This is a genomic window from Streptomyces sp. NPDC046881 (assembly GCF_040645015.1).
Classification (GTDB): domain Bacteria; phylum Actinomycetota; class Actinomycetes; order Streptomycetales; family Streptomycetaceae; genus Streptomyces.
The window spans coordinates 25,038-44,121 of the sequence record NZ_JBEYXJ010000049.1; the positions used below are offsets into that span (position 1 = coordinate 25,038).

18 protein-coding genes are annotated in these 19,084 nt (G+C 73.6%); 5 read left to right on the forward strand and 13 right to left on the reverse strand.

The genetic code is table 11. The features are described from left to right. Window positions 1-69: 69 nt before the first annotated feature. The 3 genes from ABZ923_RS23005 to ABZ923_RS23015 are packed head-to-tail and all read right to left on the reverse strand — an operon-like array spanning window position 70 to window position 2,751. A complete protein-coding gene (locus ABZ923_RS23005) occupies window positions 70-747 on the reverse strand; it encodes a response regulator transcription factor (protein WP_361474843.1) in 678 nt (225 codons plus the stop codon). After that, window positions 744-1,979 carry a DUF5931 domain-containing protein gene (locus ABZ923_RS23010; RefSeq protein WP_361474845.1) on the reverse strand — a complete coding sequence of 412 codons (1,236 nt, stop codon included), beginning with the start codon at window positions 1,977-1,979 and terminating at the stop codon, window positions 744-746. The genes ABZ923_RS23005 and ABZ923_RS23010 overlap by 4 nt, the downstream gene beginning before the upstream one ends. Window positions 1,980-2,019: 40 nt before the next feature. After that, window positions 2,020-2,751, reverse strand: a complete 732-nt coding sequence (locus ABZ923_RS23015) for a lysophospholipid acyltransferase family protein (protein WP_361474899.1) — start codon at window positions 2,749-2,751, stop codon at window positions 2,020-2,022. Window positions 2,752-2,868: 117 nt separating this feature from the next. On the opposite strand from ABZ923_RS23015, the gene ABZ923_RS23020 reads away from it, so the two are divergent. From ABZ923_RS23020 to ABZ923_RS23030, 3 genes are all read left to right on the forward strand, one after another. Further along, window positions 2,869-3,648 carry an alpha/beta fold hydrolase gene (locus tag ABZ923_RS23020; protein ID WP_361474847.1) on the forward strand — a complete coding sequence of 260 codons (780 nt, stop codon included), beginning with the start codon at window positions 2,869-2,871 and terminating at the stop codon, window positions 3,646-3,648. Then, window positions 3,641-4,306, forward strand: coding sequence for a hypothetical protein (locus ABZ923_RS23025; protein ID WP_361474849.1), 666 nt, complete (start codon window positions 3,641-3,643; stop codon window positions 4,304-4,306). Before ABZ923_RS23020 ends, ABZ923_RS23025 begins: the two co-directional genes overlap by 8 nt. A 71-nt stretch (window positions 4,307-4,377) precedes the next feature. Then, on the forward strand, window positions 4,378-5,049 hold the full coding sequence (locus tag ABZ923_RS23030; RefSeq protein ID WP_361474851.1) for a TetR/AcrR family transcriptional regulator C-terminal domain-containing protein: 672 nt from the start codon (window positions 4,378-4,380) through the stop codon (window positions 5,047-5,049). A 17-nt stretch (window positions 5,050-5,066) separates the two neighbouring features. Here the strand turns inward: ABZ923_RS23030 and ABZ923_RS23035 are convergent, their stop codons facing one another. From ABZ923_RS23035 to ABZ923_RS23065, 7 genes are all read right to left on the reverse strand, one after another. Next, window positions 5,067-6,434 carry a serine hydrolase domain-containing protein gene (locus tag ABZ923_RS23035; RefSeq protein ID WP_361474853.1) on the reverse strand — a complete coding sequence of 456 codons (1,368 nt, stop codon included), beginning with the start codon at window positions 6,432-6,434 and terminating at the stop codon, window positions 5,067-5,069. A 93-nt stretch (window positions 6,435-6,527) separates the two neighbouring features. Next, window positions 6,528-7,283: an endonuclease/exonuclease/phosphatase family protein gene (locus tag ABZ923_RS23040; protein ID WP_361474855.1), complete on the reverse strand. Its 756-nt coding sequence runs from the start codon at window positions 7,281-7,283 to the stop codon at window positions 6,528-6,530. A gap of 88 nt (window positions 7,284-7,371) precedes the next feature. Then, window positions 7,372-8,325, reverse strand: a complete 954-nt coding sequence (locus ABZ923_RS23045) for an ROK family glucokinase (RefSeq protein WP_361474857.1) — start codon at window positions 8,323-8,325, stop codon at window positions 7,372-7,374. Window positions 8,326-8,392: 67 nt separating this feature from the next. Then, on the reverse strand, window positions 8,393-8,884 hold the full coding sequence (locus ABZ923_RS23050; protein WP_361474859.1) for a DUF5304 domain-containing protein: 492 nt from the start codon (window positions 8,882-8,884) through the stop codon (window positions 8,393-8,395). A 55-nt stretch (window positions 8,885-8,939) separates the two neighbouring features. Next, entirely contained in the window at window positions 8,940-10,112 is a 1,173-nt protein-coding gene (locus ABZ923_RS23055) for an ArsA-related P-loop ATPase (protein WP_361474861.1), read from the reverse strand. A 44-nt stretch (window positions 10,113-10,156) separates the two neighbouring features. Then, window positions 10,157-10,600 carry an SRPBCC family protein gene (locus tag ABZ923_RS23060; RefSeq protein ID WP_361474863.1) on the reverse strand — a complete coding sequence of 148 codons (444 nt, stop codon included), beginning with the start codon at window positions 10,598-10,600 and terminating at the stop codon, window positions 10,157-10,159. A gap of 121 nt (window positions 10,601-10,721) precedes the next feature. Next, window positions 10,722-11,519 (reverse strand): metallophosphoesterase, encoded by a 798-nt coding sequence (locus tag ABZ923_RS23065; RefSeq protein ID WP_361474865.1) that lies wholly within the window; start codon window positions 11,517-11,519, stop codon window positions 10,722-10,724. Between the two features lie 307 nt (window positions 11,520-11,826). Between ABZ923_RS23065 and ABZ923_RS23070 the strand changes: the two genes are divergently transcribed. Next, window positions 11,827-13,662, forward strand: coding sequence for an AMP-dependent synthetase/ligase (locus ABZ923_RS23070; RefSeq protein WP_361474867.1), 1,836 nt, complete (start codon window positions 11,827-11,829; stop codon window positions 13,660-13,662). Window positions 13,663-13,675: 13 nt separating this feature from the next. Here ABZ923_RS23070 and ABZ923_RS23075 read toward each other — a convergent pair whose 3' ends face one another. Together ABZ923_RS23075 and ABZ923_RS23080 are read right to left on the reverse strand one after the other, a co-directional pair. Beyond that, window positions 13,676-15,262 (reverse strand): GMC oxidoreductase, encoded by a 1,587-nt coding sequence (locus ABZ923_RS23075; RefSeq protein ID WP_361474901.1) that lies wholly within the window; start codon window positions 15,260-15,262, stop codon window positions 13,676-13,678. Window positions 15,263-15,364: 102 nt separating this feature from the next. Beyond that, window positions 15,365-16,507: a glycosyltransferase family 4 protein gene (locus ABZ923_RS23080; protein ID WP_361474869.1), complete on the reverse strand. Its 1,143-nt coding sequence runs from the start codon at window positions 16,505-16,507 to the stop codon at window positions 15,365-15,367. A 120-nt stretch (window positions 16,508-16,627) separates the two neighbouring features. Here ABZ923_RS23080 and ABZ923_RS23085 point away from each other — a divergent pair, with 120 nt between their 5' ends. Then, window positions 16,628-17,863 carry a glycosyltransferase 87 family protein gene (locus ABZ923_RS23085; RefSeq protein WP_361474871.1) on the forward strand — a complete coding sequence of 412 codons (1,236 nt, stop codon included), beginning with the start codon at window positions 16,628-16,630 and terminating at the stop codon, window positions 17,861-17,863. Window positions 17,864-17,891: 28 nt separating this feature from the next. Here ABZ923_RS23085 and ABZ923_RS23090 read toward each other — a convergent pair whose 3' ends face one another. After that, window positions 17,892-19,079, reverse strand: coding sequence for a hypothetical protein (locus ABZ923_RS23090; RefSeq protein WP_361474873.1), 1,188 nt, complete (start codon window positions 19,077-19,079; stop codon window positions 17,892-17,894). Window positions 19,080-19,084 lie beyond the last annotated feature (5 nt).

Genomic DNA, 19,084 nt, shown 5'->3' on the forward strand with positions numbered 1-19,084 from the left:
CTGACAGAGAGTCACGCTAGTGGTGATCCGCGTCACATCGGGAGAGGCGGGAAGGGTGATTCGGAAGCGCTACTCGTCGTCGAGTCCGCGCTCGATCGCGTACCGCACGAGCTCCACCCTGTTGTGCAGTTGCAGCTTGCCGAGCGTGTTCTGGACGTGGTTCTGGACCGTGCGGTGGGAGATGACGAGGCGTTCGGCGATCTGCTTGTAGCTCAGGCCCTTCGCCACCAGCCGCAGCACCTCGGTCTCCCGGTCCGTCAGCCGGGGCGCGCCCGGCTCGTCGGCGTCCGGGGCGGGCACCGGCTCGGCGGCCAGCCGCCGGTACTCGCCGAGGACCAGCCCGGCGAGCCCCGGCGTGAACACCGGGTCGCCCACGGCGGTACGGCGCACCGCGTCCAGCAGTTCCTCGGTGGAGGCCGACTTCAGCAGATAGCCGGTCGCGCCGGACTTCACGGCCTCCAGCACGTCCGCGTGCTCGCCGCTCGCCGAGAGGACCAGAACCCGCAACGCCGGGTTGTGGCCCACGAGTTCCTTGCACACCTGGACACCCGGCTTGGCGGGCAGGTTGAGGTCCAGCACCAGGACGTCCGGGGCGGCGGCCCTGGCGCGGCGGACCGCCTGCTCGCCGTCGCCGGCGGTGGCGACCACCTCGAAGCCGGACTCGGCCAGGTCGCGGGCGACCGCGTCACGCCACATCGGGTGGTCGTCCACCACCATGACCCTGATCGTGTCCTGCTGCTGCGTCATCGCTGCTCCGCCTTCTTCCCCCGCGCCCGCACGGCGCCCTTCGGTACCTTCAGTTCGACTTCCGTGCCCTGCCCGGGCACCGAGACGATCTCGGCGCTGCCGCCGAGGTCACGCAGCCGGCCCCGGATGGACAGGGCCACCCCGAGCCGGCCCTCCCCCTCGGCCTGGGCGAGCCGGCCCTCGGGAATGCCGGGGCCGTCGTCCCGGACGGTGACGACGATCTCGTCCGGCTCGTCCTCCACCAGGATCCAGGCCCGCGCCCCGTCCCCGGCGTGCCGGCGCACGTTGTCCAGGGCGGCCCCGACCGCGGCGGCCACCTCGCGGGCCGCGGCCGGCGGCAGCAGCACCGGGGCGCCGGGCTCGGCGAGGCTGACCCGGGCGCAGGCGTGCCGGGCGAGCAGGGCGCGCAGGTCGACCGGGCCGGCCGGGTCCTGCGGGTCCGGCTCCTCCACCGCGCGGACGACGGCGCCGGCCGCCAGGTCCTCCGAGACCCTGGACACCGGGACCAGACCGCCCGACACCAGCGTGCGCAGGGCCACCTCCTGCTCCCCGGCCAGCCGGCCCAGCTCGGCCGCCTCGCCGCCGAGGGCCGCGCCCCGGCGCTTCACCATCGCCAGCACCTGCAGCACGCTGTCGTGGATGTCCCGGGCCAGCCGCTCCCGCTCCCGGGTCGCGGCCTCGATCTCCAGGGCGCGGGCGAGGGTGCGCTCGGAGGCGCGGGCCACCTCCACGACGTAGCCGATCGCGATGGAGGCCACCCAGACGAGGATCACGTTGTGCACGGTGTCCCGGGCGGGGTGGCCGCGCTCGACCAGGTTGACGGCGGCCACGGCCGTGGAGGCGACGGCCGCCCAGCGCCAGCCGCCCTTGATGGCGAAGGTCAGCACCGCGCCCGCGGTCCATATCGACGGCAGGGTGGGGCCGCCGCCCGCGATCCGCTCGTGGCTGTCGGCGACCCGGGTGAGCAGGATGCCGGCGAGGGCGATGGTCAGGTCCACGGCGAGGAAACGCCGGGTGCAGCTCGCCGCGTTGGCCAGCTTGGGCAGGGTGGCGAGGGTCCACACCAGCAGGACCCCGTAGTAGGCGACGGCGACCCAGGGCCGGCGGAAGTGGTCGTACGCGGTGGCGCACAGGCCGATGGCGTACAGCATGGTCAGGACGCGGTAGCCGGCGAGCGCGCGCCACAACGGCAGCTCGACCGACATCCGCATGACGCGCTCGCGCTTGGGCATGTCCCCCGGTCCCCCCGGCTCCCCCTTGTCGTGCCCCCGTCTAGGACTCGTCCTGCTTCTTCCCGGCCTTCTGGGCCTTCTCGGCCTCCTTGGCCGCCTTCGCCGCCTCGGCTATCTGCCGCTTGGCGGCGGTGGCGTACATGTCGACGTACTCCTGGCCGGAGAGCTTCATGATCTCGTACATGACCTCGTCGGTCACGGCGCGCAGCACGAACCGGTCGTGCTCCATGCCCTGGTAGCGGCTGAAGTCCAGGGGCTCGCCGATGCGGATGCCGGGCCGCATCAGCTTCGGCATCACCTTGCCGGGCGGCTGGATCTTCTCCGTGTCGATCATGGCGACCGGGATGACCGGCGCGCCGGTGGCGAGCGCCACGCGCGCGAGGCCGCCGGGCTTGCCCCGGTACAGCCGGCCGTCCGGCGAGCGGGTGCCCTCCGGGTAGATGCCGAACAGCTCGCCGCGCTCCAGCACCTCTATGCCGCTGCGGATCGCCGCCTCGCCGGCGCCGCGCGCCCCGGAGCGGTCCACCGGGAGCTGGCCGACGCCCTTGAAGAAGGCCGCGGTGAGCCGGCCCTTCACGCCCGGGGTGGTGAAGTACTCGGCCTTGGCGATGAACGTGACCTTGCGGTCCAGCACCGCCGGCAGGAAGAACGAGTCCGAGAAGGACAGGTGATTACTGGCCAGGATGGCCGGGCCCGTGGCCGGAACGTTCTCCAGGCCCTCCACCCAAGGCCTGAAGGCGACCTTCAGCGGCCCGCCGATGGCGACCTTCATCGTGCCGTACAACACCCGTGTGCCTCCTGTTTCCGTCGGAGAGACCTTAACCCGGGGGACCGTCAATGAGCCCGACGACCCTGGTCGGTGTCAGTGCGGTCGCGTACGGTGAAGCACATGCCAGTTCTCCCCGGAGCCGAGCCGTACCGCCACCACGGCGGGGACGTGGGGGTCCTCCTCTGCCACGGTTTCACCGGTTCCCCCCAGTCGCTGCGTCCCTGGGCGGAGCACCACGCGGCCCACGGCCTGACCGTGTCCCTGCCGCTGCTGCCCGGCCACGGCACCCGCTGGGAGGACATGCAGCTCACCACCTGGCAGGACTGGTACGCGGAGGTGGACCGCGAGCTGCGCCTGCTCGCCGAGCGCTGCTCCCGGGTCTTCGTCGCGGGCCTGTCGATGGGCGGCGCGCTGGCCCTCAGACTCGCGGCCCGGCACGGCGAGCGGGTCGCGGGCGCGGTGGTGGTCAACCCGGCGAACCGGGTGCACGGCCTGTCCGCGTACGCCCTCCCGGTCGCCCGGCACCTGGTGCGCACGACCAGGGGCATCGCCAGCGACATCGCCAAGGAGGGCGCGGCCGAACTGGGCTACGACCGGGTGCCGCTGCACGCGGCGCACTCGCTGCGGGTGTTCCTGCGCCGGCTGGACGGCGAGCTGCCCCAGGTCACCCAGCCGTTGCTGCTGCTGCGCAGCGCCCGGGACCACGTCGTGCCGGCGGCCGACTCGGCGCGGGTGCTGAGCCGGGTGTCGTCCACGGACGTCACCGAGATCGTGCTGGAACACAGCTACCACGTGGCGACGTTGGACGAGGATGCGGACCGGATCTGCGAGGAGAGCCTCGCCTTCATCGGCCGGCTCGCACCCAGTGTCGGCAAGGAAGGGACGGCCGCAGTTGGCTGAGCACGACTCCGACCGTGAGGGCCGTGAGGACCGCGAGGGCCGTGAGGACCTCGACGGCCAGGAGGTCCGCGAGCCGGACAAGCAGGAGGTGCCGTTCGACGAGGACGCCGCCTGGCGGGCCATCGTCGCCGGGTACGGCGAGGAGCCGCCGGACCCGCCGGGTGCCCGGCCGTTCAAGCCGGTGGAGGACCTGGCGCTGCTGGAGAAGCACCTGGCGAAGGAGCCGGTGCCGGAACCGGCGAAGGAGCCGGTGCCGGAGCCCGACGGCGACGCCGGGGGCGAGGCGGAGGAATCCGCGGGCCGGCCGGCCGCCCGGCCGCTCGGCGGCTCCGTCTCCTTCGCGCCCGGGGTCGGCCCGCGCGATCACACGGTGGCCGAGCCGTCCGACGACGACTTCGACGAGGACGACGAGGGCCACTTCGTACCGCCGGAGCCGCCGCCGCTGCCGACCGCGGACACCACCGCCAGGTTCGCCTGGCTCGGGGTGGTCGGCGGTCCCGTCCTGCTCCTGCTGGCGGTGCTGCTCGGCTGGGAGATGACCTGGTGGCTGGCGACCGCCGGCATCGGCGGCTTCCTGGGCGGCTTCGTGACGCTCGTGGCGCGGATGCGGACGGACGACGAGGAGGACGACGACCCCGGGCGCGGGGCGGTCGTCTGACGCCGGACGAGAGCACCGGGGCCGCGACCTGAACTTTGTACAGGGCGCGGCCCGCTGGCTATCGTGTGGCCATGCCGCGCGACACGCTCACGCTGGGGACCATCGTCCGCACCGCCGTGGAACTGCTGGACGAGGAGGGCCTCGAAGGCCTGAACATGCGCAGTCTCGGCCGGCGGCTCGGGGTCGCCGCGACGGCCGTCTACTGGCACGTCAAGAACAAGGACGACCTGGTACTGATGGTCGCCGACGAGGTGTGGCGGGAGGTCGCCCTGCCGCCGCTGGACCCGGCCGACTGGCGCGGCACCGCCACCGCGATGGCCGACGGCCTGTACGCGACGCTGGTCCGCCACCCCTGGCTGATCCAGGCCGTCAGCTCCCATCTCCTGTACGGCACCGGCAAGGCCCGCTACGACGACCACCTCCTCGGCGTCTTCGAGACCGCCGGGTTCCCGCCCGAGGAGGCCGACCGGGCCGCCGGCGCGGTGGTCACGTACGTCCTGGGCAACGCGCTGGGGGCGTCCGCCACGGCGTCCCTGACCCGCAAGGTGCGGCGGGCCGGGGGCGACAGCGAGGAGCGGTTCCGCGAGACCCTGGCCCAGGCGGCCGAGGCGGCTGCCGCGTTCCCCCGGCTGCGGGCGCGCCTGGGCACGTCGGCGGCCACGGAGTACGCGGCCGCGCCCGACGGCAGCTACGCGGCGGGGCTGCGGGCCCTGCTCGCCGGGCTGCGCCCCGAGGGCGCCTGACCGACACCGGCGCGCGGCTACGCCGTGCGGCCGAAGAGGCGGCCCGCCAGGTCGACGCCCGTCACCGTGCCGTCCGCCGCGCGGGAGAAGAAGCCGCGCTGGCCCGTCAGGCCGCCCTCCGTGACGACGTACTCGTCGACGGCGCCGGGCAGGAAGCCGATCGCGGCGGCCGGGTGGTCCGGGGGCATCTCCACGTCGGAGGCGGCGCGGATCTCCGGCTTGATGCCGACGGCGAGCGTGAGCCGGCCGTCCTCGGCGACGATGTCGAGGTTCATCGCGTCGATCTCGTACCGCCCGGCGACCTCCCTCGCCCGCCCCTCGTCGTGCGGCAGCGGCTCCGGCTCCCGCTCGACCACGCCGAGGTACAGCTCCAGCGCCCGCTTCAGCACGGCCTGGTTGAACAGGTGGCCGTCGGGCCCCGAGTTGGCCAGCGAGACGACGGCGAAGTCGTGCTCCGGCACCAGCAGCAGCTCGGCGAACTGGCCGTTGCCCGAGCCCCCGTGCCCGATCGTGCGGACCCCGTCGACGTCCCGCACGAACCAGCAGATCCCGAAGGCGTCGCCGAGCGTGCTCCCCCGCAGCTCGACGGTCGGCCGCCGCATCCGGTCGAGCGTCCCGGCGGACAGCAGGCCGTCCCCGTCGCCCAGTTGGAACCGGGCCCAGCGCAGCAGGTCGCCCGCCGAGGAGACGATGCCGCCGCCGGGGTTGTTGCCGCGGGTCCCGGCCCGCCAGGACTTCCAGGGGCGGGCCGGGGCGAGGGTGCCGTCCGCGGCGCGGTGGTGGCCGACGGCGAAGCGCCGGACCACGACGTCGTCCAGGTCGAAGACGGTGTCGTGGAGGCCCAGCGGTTCCAGGACCAGCTCGGCCAGGGCCTTCTCGAACGGCAGCCCGGTGACGTTCTCGATCACCCGGCCGAGCAGGTTGTAGCCGGCCTGGCTGTAGGAGGCGCGGGCGCCGGGCGGCGCGATCAGCGGCAGCCGGTCCAGCTGGGCGGTCCAGGCGGCGAGCGAGCCGTCGGCCTCGTCGGCATCGACCAGGTTCCAGTCCAGGCCCGCGGTGTGGTTGAGCAGCTGCAGCACGGTGATCCGCGCGGCGGCCTCCGCGTCGGCGAGCCGCAGGTCGGGGACGTACCGGCGCACCGGTGCGGCCAGGTCCACGCCCCCCTGTTCGGCCAGGCGCATCAGCGCGGTCGCGGTGAAGCTCTTGGTGACCGAGGCCAGATGGAAGAGGGTCCGCCCGTCGACGGGCAGCGGGTGCTCGGCGCTGGTCACGCCGTGGGTGATCAGGCTCTCCCGGCCGCCGGCGAGGATGCCGACGGCGGCGCCGGGTATCCCGTACTCCTGCGCGGTGGCCGTCACGAACGCGGACAGTTTCTCGTACGACATCGGTTCCCCCTGGTGCCGTAGCGGCGGACTTGAACTAAGTACAGGAAGGACCGTAGGGCACCCTCGCCCGAGGGGGCAAGAGGTTTCCTGTACTTAGTTCAATCCGGCGGCCGGGACGCGGAGGGCGGCCAGTACCGGGAGGTGGTCCGTGGCCGCGGTCAGGTCGGACCGGGTGATGCCGGGCTGGTCCAGGGGGACCCCGCAGCCGAGCACCTGCACGCCCTTGGTGGCGAGGACCGCGTCGATGCGCTGGTGGGGATCGGCGGCGGTGGAGGTGAACTCACCGCCCCAGGGAGCGGTCGCACGGCAGTCCTGGAGGGTGTCGGCGAGGCGGCGGAAGGTGCGGCCGTCGGGGCGTTCGTTGAGGTCGCCGCCGACGACGGCGTGCTCCACGCCCAGTCCGGCGAGGCGGTCGAGGAGCATGCCGCCCTGCTCGTGGCGCTCGGCCTGCTGGAGGCTGAGGTGACAGCTGACGACGCCGAGGCGGGCGCCGCCGAAGCGGACCACCGCCGTGGCCAGGCCGCGCCGGTGGAGGCCGGGGGTGAGCGGCAGGAGGACGTCCTCGGTCCGCTCGACGGTGGCCCGGAGCGAGCAGAGGATCGCGGGGCCGGCGGCGGTGGCTCCGCCGGTGAGGATCACCTGGCCGGAGGCGGCGGCCAGGCGGGCGAGCTTCTTGCGCCACCGGAAGAAGCGCGGGGCCTCCTGGACGAGGACCAGGTCGGGGGCGCAGGCGGTGATCACCCTGGCGAGGGCGGCCGTGTCGTCCCGCATCGAGCGGATGTTGTAGCTCAGGACCCTGATGACCGCGGAACCGTCGGGTTCCGTACGGGAGTTGGGGAGCAGCTCCATGTGGATCAATGTACGCCCCGCAGCCGGGGCGCCACGCGACTCGGGGCGCGGGGTTCGTGAGCGAACACGGTCCCCGCGCCCCTGGATGTCACATGACGGGGTCCGGCTCCCGGGCCAGGTCCGCCGCGCCGACCAGGCCCGCCTTGTTGCCCAGCTGGGCGGCGATCACGTCGGCCATCGGGCGCCAGTTGGCGCCGACCAGCCAGCGCTTGTACGACGTGCGGATCGGGTCGAGGACCAGGTCGCCCTCGTCCGAGAGGCCGCCGCCGACGATGAACGCGGACGGGTCGAAGAGGGAGGCCAGGTCGGCGAGGCCGGCGCCGGCCCAGCGGGCCAGCTCGCGGTAGGAGTCCACGGCGACCGGGCAGCCCTGGCGGGCGGCCATGGAGATGTGCTTGCCCTCGATGCCCTCGGGGGTGCCGTCGCCGAGCGACAGCAGCACCTCGGCGCGCTCGGGGGTGGCGTTGGCGCGCTGCTTGGCGTAGCGGACCAGGGCGCGGCCGGAGGCGTACTGCTCCCAGCAGCCCTGCGAGCCGCAGCCGCACAGCAGGCCGTCCGGGACCATCCGGATGTGGCCGAACTCGGCGGCCACGCCGAAGTGGCCGCGGCGCAGCTTGTTGCCGATGATGATGCCGCCGCCGAGGCCGGTGCCGAGCGTGATGCAGATGACGTTGCGGTGGCCCTTGCCGGCGCCGAACTTGTACTCGCCCCAGGCGGCGGCGTTGGCGTCGTTCTCGACCACGACCGGGAGGCCCGTGCGGGCCTCGACCTTCTCCTTGAGCGGCTCGTTGCGCCAGTCGATGTTCGGCGCGAAGTACACCGTGGACCGCTGGCGGTTGACGTAACCGGCCGCGCCGATGCCCACGCCGACGATCTCGTGCCCGGCGCGCGCACCCTCCACCGCCGAGGCGATGGCGTCCACGATGGCCTCGGGCGTGGTGGGGGTCGGCACCTTGAAGGTCGAGAGGATGTTGCCTTCCTCGTCGACCACGCCGGCCGCGATCTTCGTGCCGCCGATGTCGACGCCGATGGTGAGTCCCATGAATCCCTCAGTTTCGGTCGAGCCCCGCTACGGCCAACCGTACCCGAGGCCCTGCCGTGCCAGGGCTTCAGTCCAGGTCGATGCGCTCCCCCGGGCCGGTGCCCTCACCCGGGTCGCGCCGGTCCCCCCGGGCGTCGCCCGCGGGGTCGGCCGTACGGGCGGTCCAGCGGTGCTCCTGGGCCTGGACGGCGGAGCGGTAGGCGGCGAGCAGCTCGCTGCCGGCCGCGGCGAGGTGGTCGAACACGTCCGGGTTGCGGTCTATGACGGGCTCGACGGCGGCCTTCGCCTGCTGGACGACCTGCCGCACCATGTGCTGGGCGGCGGGTCCGGCGAGGCCGCCGAGGAGCGGTGACGGGAGGCCGGACAGCTTGTCGGCCACCGTGTCCACGAGCTTCTTCAGTTCCTCGGCGGCGGATCCGGGCGGCGGGCCGTGCCGGTCGCGGCGGCGGGCCTGCTCGGCGGCGAGGTCCTCGGCGCAGGCCGTGGCCCAGGCGTCGGCGTCGGTCGCCCTGGGCCGGTCCTCCTCGGAAGGGTCGGGTGCGGGGCGCTCTTCGCTCATGGCGGCTCCTGACTACGGTTCGCCTTTACGACGTTACCCGAACGGGCGTACCCGTTCACCGTCCCGCGGCGGGCCACAGGTCCGGGTCGGGGGCGAACCGGATGCGCAGCTCGCCGTCGCGCAGGGCGGCGCCGGCGACGGTGCAGCGGCGCAGGGCGGAGGGCAACGGAACGATCCGGCGGAACGGGCCCGCGGTGATCAGGAGTTCGTCGCCGCGCCGGACGAGGTCCAGATCGTCCCGTATCGCGCCGGGCAGCGGGAGGTGCCAGACCAGTACGCCGTCCTCGGCGAGCCGGTCGGTGACGGGCCACCCGACCGGGGTGGGCGCCGGGTTGACGGCGGGTACGGCGAGGGCGGTGAGGTCGTCCGGGCCGTGCGGGTCGCGGCCCAGGTGCGGGGCGGGGTGGACGTCGTACGCCTCCCGCCAGTCGGCGAGCGTCTTGCGCTGCTGGGCGAGGAGCGAGCCGAGCCAGCTGTCGGGGGCGGCGTCGGGCAGGGTCCGGTTGGCGATCAGGGCCTCGGTGGGCAGGCCGCGCAGGGCGAGGCCGAGGGTCGCGGCGCGGACGGCGTCGGCGCCGGCCGGGCCGGGTTCGGCGACCAGGCGTACGGCGGTGTCCCGGTCGGTGAGGACGGCCTCGACGGCGGCCAGTTCGACGTCCCAGCGGGCGGCCGTCTCGTACAGCCAGTCGGCGGGCATGGGGACGCCGGCCAGCCGGCCGAGGACCGGGCGCAGGGCGCGGGCGGCCTGCCGCTCGGGGGGCAGCAGGCGGCGCAGGTAGCGGCGCAGCTCCTCGGGCAGGGCGAGCAGGGCGAGGGCCTGCGGGAGCGGCGGGAGGTCGACGACGAGCAGGTCGTACCGCTCGGACAGGGCCGCGTCGCGCAGCGCGCGCAGGAAGGACAGTTCCTCGGCGCCGGGCAGCGGGGTGACCTCCTCGGCGTCCAGGCGGGCCGCGCCGAGGAGGTCGAGGACGCTCGCGGCGCGGGTCTGGAAGGCGGTGAGGTCCGCACGGAACCGGGCGACGGCGTCGGGCCGCCAGGCGGTGAGGTTCTCGGTGACGGCGGTGGGGGCCGGTCCTGTCGCGGTGCCCAGTGCCGTGCCCGGGGTGTCCGTGCCGTCGGCGCTCAGCAGGAGGGTGCGGTGGCCTTCGCGGGCGGCGGTGAGCGCGGTGGCGGCGGCGACGGTCGTGCGCCCGCTGCCGCCCGGGCCCGTGATCAGGATGGTGCGCATGAGGGTGAACGGTACCGCCGGGCGCGCTGACCGGACCGGAGCGACTACTTCTCCCCGGACTCGACCCGCTTCTTCAGGCCCGCCAGCGCGCGGTCGATGATGACCTTCTCCGCCTTGCGCTTGATCATGCCGAGCATGGGGATCTTGACGTCGACCGTCAGCCGGTAGGTGACCTCGGTGGCGCCCGCGCCGGCCGGCTTCAGCAGGTAGGAGCCGTCGAGGGAGCGGAGCATCTGGGACCTGACCAGGGTCCAGGAGACCTCGTGGCCGCCGGTCCAGGTGTAGGCGAGGGTCTGGTCGTCCTTGATGGCACCGGCGTCCATGACGAGGCGGACCTGCTCGGCGCGCCCCTGCTCGTCGGTGGCGAGGACCTCCGCCTCCTTCACCTCGCCGGTCCAGTCCGGGTAACGCGCGAAGTCGGCGATCACCGCCATGACGTCGGCCGGAGCCGCCTCGATCGTGATGCTCGAACTGGTGTGTTCCGCCATCGCGGTGGCTCCTCCAGATGCGGGCCGGTGGGAGAGGTGTGTGTGCGCCGGGCTGCGCACGTGTGTGCAGCGTGAAGGCTACCGCGCCGCCGCCCCGGCGCCTCCACCGCGCCCGCGTGCCTCACCATTCGAGCGCCCAGGGCGTGCCGGTGCCGGCGAAGTGCCCCACGTTCACGCACTCGGTGGCGCCGATCCGCATCCGGCGGGCCAGCGGCTGGTGGACGTGCCCGAACAGCGCGTACCGGGGCCGGGTGCGGCGGATGGCGTCGAGCAGGGCCCGGCTGCCCCGCTCGAAGCGGCGCGCGACGGTGTCGTACACCAGCTCGGGCACCTCGGGCGGGATGTGGGTGCACAGCACGTCGACCTCGCCGACGGCCTCGATCTTCGCCGCGTACTCCTCGTCGCTGATCTCGTACGGGGTGCGCATCGGGGTGCGCAGGCCGCCGCCGACGAAGCCGAAGACCCGGCCGCCGATCTCCACCCGCTGGCCGTCGAGGACGGTGGTGCCGGGCCGGGTGTACTCCGGCCACAGCTGGGGCATGTCGACGTTTCCGTAGGTGGCGTACGTCGGCGTGGGGAATGCGGCGAAGAGTTCGGCGTACTGCTTGCGCACGGCCTTCTCGATGGCCGTGGCCCGGTCGGTGCCGATCCCGCTCCACAGCCGGGCGCCGAACTCGCGGGCCTCGGCCAAGCGGCGGGCGGTGCGCAGCTCGACGATGCGGTCGGCGTTCTCCTTGCCGAACAGGTCCGGGAAGATGCCGCGCGAGTGGTCGGCGTAGTCGAGGAAGAGGACGAGGTCGCCCAGGCAGATCAGGGCGTCGGCACCGTCGCCGGCCCGGGCCAGGTCACGGGCGTTGCCGTGCACGTCGCTGACGACATGGACGCGGGTCCGCCGGTTGCCGGAGCGTGTGGATGCCATGGTGATCAAGCGTAGGCGTGTGCGGTGGAGGTGAACAGTGCCGGTCCGGCCTGCGGTTACTCGCCGGTCGGTTCGGCCGTGGACTACTGTGCGCAAAGGAACGCCCGCGTGTGTGACGCAGCGAACATCTCGCCGGGACCCCCTGTCGTAGACGCCATACCGGCGGGTAACGTCCGGGCAGTCCAGTCGTGCTCAGGATTTCAACATGTGAATCGTCATGTTGTTCCGGAGCACTTGCCCGAGCCTTGGACCGCACCGTCGCATCGCACAACGTCGTGGCGCCGGCGCCCTATGAGGAGCAGCAGTCTTGCGCGAGTTCAGCCTTCCGGCTTTGTACGAGGTCCCCGCGGACGGGAATCTGACCGACATCGTCCGCAGAAACGCCGCGCAGCATCCCGACGTCGCCGTGATCGCCCGCAAGGTGAGCGAAGCGAAGGGGGGGTCCCCCCGGACGAAGTCCGGGGGAGGTGCCTGGCAGGACGTGACCGCCCGGGAGTTCCTGGCCGAGGTGCACACCGCCGCCAAGGGCCTCATCGCCTCCGGCGTGCAGCCGGGTGACCGGGTGGGCCTGATGTCCCGCACGCGGTACGAGTGGACGCTGCTGGACTTCGCGATCTGGAGCGCCGGCGCGATCACCGTGCCGGTGTACGAGACCAGCTCGCCGGAGCAGGTGCAGTGGATCCTGTCCGACTCGGGCGCCACCGCCTGCATCACTGAGCTGGACAACCACACGGCGGCCGTGGAGTCCGTGCGCGAGGCGCTGCCCGCGCTCAAGCACGTCTGGCAGATCGAGGCCGGCGGCCTGGCGGAGCTGGGCAGGCTCGGGCAGGACGTGTCGGACCGGACGGTGGAGGAGCGCAGCTCGCTGGCCCGGGCCGACGACCCGGCGACCATCGTCTACACGAGCGGCACGACCGGACGCCCCAAGGGCTGTGTGCTCACCCACCGCAGCTTCTTCGCCGAGTGCGGGAACGTGGTGGAGCGGCTGCGTCCGCTGTTCCGCACCGGTGAGTGCTCCGTGCTGCTGTTCCTGCCGCTCGCCCATGTCTTCGGGCGGCTGGTGCAGGTCGCGCCGATGATGGCGCCGATCAAGCTGGGCTGTGTCCCGGACATCAAGAACCTCACCGACGAGCTGGCCGCGTTCCGGCCGACGCTGATCCTGGGTGTGCCGCGGGTCTTCGAGAAGGTCTACAACTCGGCGCGGGCCAAGGCGCAGGCGGACGGCAAGGGCGCGATCTTCGACAAGGCGGCGGACACGGCGATCGCCTACAGCAAGGCGCTGGACAGCCCGTCGGGCCCGTCGCTCGGTCTGAAGATCAAGCACAAGGTCTTCGACAAGCTGGTCTTCAGCAAGCTGCGGGCGGTCCTGGGCGGCCGGGGCGAGTACGCCATCTCCGGCGGGGCTCCCCTCGGCGAGCGGCTCGGGCACTTCTTCCGGGGCATCGGCTTCACCGTGCTGGAGGGCTACGGCCTGACCGAGTCCTGTGCGGCGACGGCGTTCAACCCGTGGGACCGGCAGAAGATCGGCACGGTCGGGCAGCCGCTGCCCGGCTCGGTGGTGCGGATCGCGGACGACGGCGAGGTGCTGCTGCACGGCGAGCACCTGTTCAAGGAGTACTGGAACAACCCGGGCGCGACCGCGGAGGCGCTGGCCGACGGCTGGTTCCACACCGGTGACATCGGCACCCTGGACGAGGACGGCTATCTGCGGATCACCGGCCGGAAGAAGGAGATCATCGTCACGGCGGGCGGCAAGAACGTGGCCCCCGCGGTGATCGAGGACCGGATCCGGGCGCACGCGCTGGTCGCGGAGTGCATGGTGGTGGGCGACGGACGGCCGTTCGTGGGCGCGCTGGTCACCGTCGACGAGGAGTTCCTGGGCCGTTGGGCCGCCGAGCACGGCAAGCCGGCGGGTGCCACCGCGGCGTCGCTGAAGGACGACCCGGATCTGAACGCGGCGATCCAGGCGGCGGTCGACGACGGCAACGCCGCGGTGTCGAAGGCGGAATCGGTGCGGAAGTTCCGCATTCTGTCCTCCCAGTTCACGGAGGAGTCGGGCCACCTCACCCCGTCGCTGAAGCTCAAGCGGAACGTGGTGGCGAAGGACTACGCGGACGAGATCGAGGCGATCTACGCCAAGTGACCCGGTCGGTGCCTCATGGCGCGGTGTCCTCGGCGAGGACCCGCGCCATGGTGCGTTCGGCGAGGGCCGTGATGGTGACGAACGGGTTCACGCCGATCGACCCGGGGACGAGCGAGCCGTCGGTGACGTACAACCGCGGGCATCCCTTCACCCGCCCGTAGGCGTCGGTGGCCCGGCCCAGCACGCAGCCGCCGAGCGGGTGGTAGGTGAAGTCGTCCGCGAAGACCTTGCTCCCGGAGCCGAACAGGTCGTACCGGTAGATCGTGGCGTTGGCCGCGTTGATCCGGTCGAACAGTTTCTTGGCCATGCGCACGGAGACGGCGCTCTGGTCGGCGGTCCAGCCGAGCCGCACCGCCCCGGACGAGGTGTCGTAGGAGAACGTCGCCCGCTCGGGGTTCTTGGTGATCGCCAGGTACAGGCTGATCCAGTGCTCGAAGCCCATGGGCAGCGGGGCGATCTCCGCGAAGACCGGGTTGTCGGGGTTGGCCCAGTCGTCGATGCCCATCACGGGCATGGTGGCCTGGTGGGCGCCGACGGTGTCCCACACGTGGTTGGCGCGGCCGAGCATGGTGTTGCCGTTGGGGCCCCAGCCCGCGCCGACCTCGGACCCGAGGTCCGGCAGGGTGCCGGTGTCCCGGGCGCGGACGAGGAGTTCGGTGGTGCCGAGGCTGCCGCCGCCGAGGAAGAGGTACGTGCAGCCGTACTGCCGCCGCTCCACGACCGCGCCGGTGGCGTCGATCCGGTCGGCGGTCAGCACGTACGATCCGTCGCCCGTGCGGCTGACCGAGGTGACCTTCTCCAGGGTGTGGATGGTGACGTTGCCGGTGCCGAGGGCGGCGGCCAGGTAGGTCTGGTCGAGGCTGCGCTTGCCGTGGTTGTTGCCGTAGATGACCTCGCCGGCGAGCGCGGACTTCACGGCCGTACCGGCGGCCTCGCGCTGCATGTGGCCGAAGTCGTAGACGTTGGGCACGAAGGTGGTTCTCAGGCCCGCGTTGGCGGCGGCCTTCCGGGAGGTGCGGGTGAACTGGTACCACTCGGTCGACTCGAACCAGGCCGGGTCGACGGAGTTGACGCCGAGCATGGCGCGGGCCCGCGGGAACCAGGTGCCGTACATCTCGTCGGCGTCCACGGCCGGGAACTGCTCGGCGAAGTAGGACCGCGGCGGGGTGACGGCCATGCCGCCGTTGACCAGGGAACCGCCGCCGACGCCCCGGCCGACGTAGACCGACATGGCGTCGTAGTGCACGCGGTCGAGGACTCCGGGGTAGGGGCTGATGGCCCGGTTGACCACGTCCAGCCAGAGGAAGCTGGCGAGCGGCGCCTCGGTGCGGGTGCGGAACCACATGGAGCGCTGGTCGGGGGCGCTGGTGGAGCAGAACACCTTGCCGTCGGCGCCGGCGGTGTTCCACAGCCGGCCCATCTCCAGGACGAGGGTGCGGATGCCGGCCTGGCCGAGGCGGAGGGCGGCGACCGCGCCGCCGTATCCGGAACCAACCACGATCGCCGGGGAGTTGTCGGTGGGGGCGGGTTCCGCCGCGCGGGCGGACTGGAGCCCGACGCGGGTGAATCCGAGGGCGGCTGCCGTCTGCAGTGCCGCCATGCCGAGGATGTGACGTCTGGTCAGCTGACGCTGCATCAGTTTTGCTGTCATGCGCGCAGCATGTGCGGATTTTCCCGTTCCGCCTAGGGCCGCGACGGGTTTCTAGAGCAGAGCTTTCAACTTCTCCGCCAGCAGGTCCCAGCGCCACTTCTCCTCGACCCACTGCCGGCCGCGCGCGCCCATCCGCCGGCGCAGCTCGGGGTCCCGCAGCAGGGTGACGATCCGCTCGGCCGTCTGCTCGACCGAGCCGCCCCGGACCACCCAGCCGGTCTCGCCCTCCAGGACCGCGTCCGGGGCGCCGCCGGAGTCGCCCGCGACGACGGGCAGGCCGGTGGCGGAGGCCTCCAGGTAGACGATGCCGAGGCCCTCCACGTCGAGGCCGCCGCGGCGGGTGCGGCAGGGCATGGCGAAGACGTCGCCGGCCCCGTAGTGGGCGGGCAGCTCCGCCCAGGGGACGGCGCCGGTGAAGCGGACCGAGCCGGCGACGCCCGTCTCGCGGGCCAGGCGGCGCAGGTCCTGCTCGTAGGGACCGCCGCCGACGATCAGCAGGACGGTGTCCGGCTCGGCGGCGAGGATGCGGGGCATGGCCCGGATCAGGGTGTCCTGGCCCTTGCGCGGCACCAGGCGGGAGACGCAGACCACGACCGGCCGGTCGGTGAGCCCGAGCCGCGCGCGGACCTCGTCGCCGCCGGAGCCCGGGTGGAAGGTCTTCTCGTCGACCCCGGGCGGCAGCTGCACCATGCGGCCGGCCGCGGCCGGCGTGAGCGCGGTCGCTATCCGGGAGCGGGTGTACTCGCCGAGGTAGGTGATCGTGTCCGTGGACTCGCCGATCCGGCCCAGCAGCTGCCGGGCGGCGGGCAGCTGGGCCCAGCCGGCCTCGTGGCCGTGGGTGGTGGCCACCAGCCGCTCGGCGCCGGCCCGGCGCAGCGCGGGTGCCATCAGGCCGAGCGGGGCCGCCGCGCCGAACCACACCGAGGTGCAGCCGTGCTCGCGGAGCAGCCCGACCGCCCGCCGGGTGGCCCCCGGGGTGGGCAGCAGCATGGTCGTACGGTCGCGTACGACGGTGAAGGGCTGCTCGGCGTCGAAGGCGGCGGTGGCCTCGGCGCCCTCCCGGCCGCGCTTCCAGGTGGAGGCGTAGACGACCAGCCGGCCGGGGTCCAGGCGGAGCGCCATGTTGTGCAGGAAGGCCTGGATGCCGCCCGGCCGGGGCGGGAAGTCGTTGGTGACGATCAGGGTCTTGTGCATCGCCGCCGACCCTACCGAATGGGCCGTCCGGCGGGCCGGGACCGGCCGAGTCTGTGGCATGTGCACAGCCGGGCAGGACATCATGGCGTCCGACACGGAAATCGAACGGCAGGGGATCACGTGGACGCGAAGGGTGCCGGGCGGTCCCTGGCCCGGCTGCTCGGGACCTGGGCCGTCACTCGCGCGGTACTGCTGCTGTTCGTGTTCCGGGTGTACACCTTCCCGGGCCCGGACGTGACCTCGGACGTGTCGGTGATCTACCGCGGCTGGTACGAGGTCCTGCAGCAAGGAACGTTTCCGCTGGACGACGTGACCTGGCAGTACCCGCCGGCCGCGGCCCTCGCCGTCCTCTCCCCCGCCGTGCTGCCCTTCCTGTCGTACGCGCACGGCTTCTACGTGCTGGCCTGCCTGGCCGACCTCGTCGTGCTGGCGCTGCTGCGGTACGCGGCCGGCCGCCCCGAACGGTCCCCGCGCGGGGCCTGGGTGTGGGTGGCGGGCGTACCGCTGCTCGGGCCGACGGTGTACGCCCGCTACGACGTGATGGTGACCGCGGTGGCCGTGGCGGCGCTGCTCGCCGGGGCCCGCCGGCCGCGGGTGATGGGCGCGCTCACGGCGTTCGGGGCGCTGCTGAAGGTGTGGCCGGCGCTGCTGCTGGTCGGTGCCGTGCGGCGGCGGGCGTGGGGGGCGGCGGCGGTGACCGCGGCGGGCGTCGCGATGCTGTTCGCGGTGTCCATGCCGGGCGCCTTCGCGTTCCTGACCTTCCAGCGGGACCGGGGCACCGAGGTGGAGTCGCTGGGCGCCCTGGTCTTCCACGTGGCCCGGCACTTCGGCTGGCAGGGCGAGGTGCTGCTGAACTACGGGTCGATCGAGTTCCTGGGCCCGCACGTGGACGAGGTCAGCACGGCGGCGCTGGCGCTGACCGGGGTCGCGTTCGGCTGGCTGCTGCTGTGGCGGCTGCGCGCGGCCCGGTTCGCGCCGCAGACCCTGCCCGACGCGGCCCTGACGGCGGTGCTGCTGTTCACGGTGACCAGCCGGGTGATCAGCCCGCAGTACCTGGTGTGGCTGGTCGGCCTGGCCGCGGTGTGCCTGGCGCACCGGGCGAGCCGCATGGGGCCGCCCGCGCTGCTGGTCGTCCTCGCGTCCTTCGTGACGGTCCTGGAGTTCCCGCTCGGCTTCTCGCACGTCGTGATGAGCGACTGGTACGGCGTGACGCTGCTGGCGGTGCGCAACGGCCTGCTGGTCGCGGCCACGGTCACGGCGGCCCGCCGCCTGTGGCGCGCGACCGTCCCGCGGTCCGCGGCCGCCCCCTTCCCGCCTCAGACCACCCGCCAGGAGGAGACCCCGGTCTCCTCCTGAGGCCCGCCCGCCGCGGCGGGGGGACCGCTCAGCCGAGCTGGTCCCTGACGTAGGCGCGCCAGCGGGCGGTGAACTCCTTCGGGGTCGTGCCGAGCACCTTCTCCAGGGCCTCCTCGACCGCGCCCGCCCGCCGCCCGTGGGCGCCGACGGCCCGGTAGAAGGTACCGAGCCGGGCCGCGCCCCACTGGTCGGCGATCATCCGGCAGGCCAGCCAGCCGCCCTCGTAGGCGCGGGCCAGCCCGGTGGGTTCGCTGGTGAAGGCGAAGTCCTCGTCGGCCGGGAGCGCGGGGGGCGACTCGCCGTCCCGGACGGCACGGGCGAGCTCCGGGGCGGCCTCGGCCGGGGTACGGCCGGTACCGAGGTAGCCGACCCAGTCGGCGTAGCCCTCGGAGAGCCACAGCGGAGTGGCGGCGGTGGTGCGCGCCCGGGTGGCGACATGGGTGGTCTCGTGGGTGAGGACGACCTGCTTGCCGGGGTCGCCGAGCCCGGCGTACGCCTCCGGGTTGACCACCACCCGGTCCGCGGGCGTCCGGCCCGAACCGCCGGCCTCGCCTGTGGTGACGGCGGCGATCCCCCGGTAGCTGGCGGCGGGCGAGCCCAGCAGGGACGCCATGCCCGCCAGGGACCGCGGGACGAGCACGACGACCCGGCCGCTCCAGTCGGTGCCCCACGCCCCGGAGACGGCCGGGACCGCCCGGTCCGCCAGCCGGGCGTACGACCTCAGGTCGGCGGCGGAGCCCCCGGTGCCGAGCACCAGGCTGTGCGCGCCCCGCACGGCGGTCACCGTGCCCTGGTCCCACAGCTGCTGCCCGGCCCGGGCGGCGGGGCGGTCGGCGGTGACGTACCAGCGGCCGCCGGCGGTGCGGCCCAGGGTGAGGGTGCGGCGGGCGTCGAGGGGGGCCCTGTCGTAGCCGGCGACGCGGTAGCGCAGCTCGGCGTCGGCGGTGGCGCCGGAGGCCGTGCGGTGCACGGCGGTGACCCGGTAGCTCCAGGAGGCCAGCGGGAGGTCGCGCAGCCGGGTGTAGCCGGTGCGGGTGCCCGTCGCGCCGTACGCCGTCTCGTCATGGCCGAGGAGGGCGGCCGCGCGCCGGTCCAGCACCTGCTGCACGTCGGCCCGCGCGGAGTCGGCCGCCGTGGGCCCGCCGCACCCGGCCAGCGGCAGCAGCAGGCCCAGCCCTACGGCTCCGATGCTCCACGCCCGCCCGCGACCAGCCATTTCCC

Bases quoted from the DNA above. Each gene is read 5' to 3' on its own strand.
- ABZ923_RS23005 (WP_361474843.1), bottom strand. From the start codon at position 747: ATGACGCAGCAGCAGGACACGATCAGGGTCATGGTGGTGGACGACCAC.
- ABZ923_RS23010 (WP_361474845.1), bottom strand. From the start codon at position 1,979: ATGCCCAAGCGCGAGCGCGTCATGCGGATGTCGGTCGAGCTGCCGTTG.
- ABZ923_RS23015 (WP_361474899.1), bottom strand. From the start codon at position 2,751: ATGAAGGTCGCCATCGGCGGGCCGCTGAAGGTCGCCTTCAGGCCTTGG.
- ABZ923_RS23020 (WP_361474847.1), top strand. From the start codon at position 2,869: ATGCCAGTTCTCCCCGGAGCCGAGCCGTACCGCCACCACGGCGGGGAC.
- ABZ923_RS23030 (WP_361474851.1), top strand. From the start codon at position 4,378: ATGCCGCGCGACACGCTCACGCTGGGGACCATCGTCCGCACCGCCGTG.
- ABZ923_RS23035 (WP_361474853.1), bottom strand. From the start codon at position 6,434: ATGTCGTACGAGAAACTGTCCGCGTTCGTGACGGCCACCGCGCAGGAG.
- ABZ923_RS23040 (WP_361474855.1), bottom strand. From the start codon at position 7,283: ATGGAGCTGCTCCCCAACTCCCGTACGGAACCCGACGGTTCCGCGGTC.
- ABZ923_RS23045 (WP_361474857.1), bottom strand. From the start codon at position 8,325: ATGGGACTCACCATCGGCGTCGACATCGGCGGCACGAAGATCGCGGCC.
- ABZ923_RS23050 (WP_361474859.1), bottom strand. From the start codon at position 8,884: ATGAGCGAAGAGCGCCCCGCACCCGACCCTTCCGAGGAGGACCGGCCC.
- ABZ923_RS23055 (WP_361474861.1), bottom strand. From the start codon at position 10,112: ATGCGCACCATCCTGATCACGGGCCCGGGCGGCAGCGGGCGCACGACC.
- ABZ923_RS23060 (WP_361474863.1), bottom strand. From the start codon at position 10,600: ATGGCGGAACACACCAGTTCGAGCATCACGATCGAGGCGGCTCCGGCC.
- ABZ923_RS23065 (WP_361474865.1), bottom strand. From the start codon at position 11,519: ATGGCATCCACACGCTCCGGCAACCGGCGGACCCGCGTCCATGTCGTC.
- ABZ923_RS23075 (WP_361474901.1), bottom strand. From the start codon at position 15,262: ATGGCGGCACTGCAGACGGCAGCCGCCCTCGGATTCACCCGCGTCGGG.
- ABZ923_RS23080 (WP_361474869.1), bottom strand. From the start codon at position 16,507: ATGCACAAGACCCTGATCGTCACCAACGACTTCCCGCCCCGGCCGGGC.
- ABZ923_RS23090 (WP_361474873.1), bottom strand. From the start codon at position 19,079: ATGGCTGGTCGCGGGCGGGCGTGGAGCATCGGAGCCGTAGGGCTGGGC.